At 66.3% G+C, this 252-nt stretch carries 1 pseudogene; it reads right to left on the bottom strand.

Features of this window, described 5'->3' with window-relative positions:
• A pseudogene (locus ACVA6Q_RS24825) lies at positions 1-252 on the bottom strand (transcription-repair coupling factor); the annotation flags it as partial.

Genomic DNA, 252 nt, shown 5'->3' with positions numbered 1-252 from the left:
ATGGCGACCTGCTTGCCGCCCATGACTGCGACGAACGCGGCGCGCAAGGCGACTTCTGTCTTGCCGAAGCCGACGTCGCCGCAGACGAGGCGGTCCATCGGCTTGCCCGAGGTCATGTCAGCGATGACAGCGGCAATGGCGGCGGCCTGGTCGGGCGTTTCTTCAAAGCCGAAGCTCTCGGCAAACTTGACGTAGTCCTCGGGTGTGAGCGGGAAGGCAAAGCCCTGGCGCAGCGCGCGGCGTGCGTACAGG

The organism is Vibrio sp. DNB22_10_4 (assembly GCF_052879755.1).
Note: the sequence above shows the minus strand (reverse complement) of the source record. Positions and strands in the feature narration are given on the sequence as shown.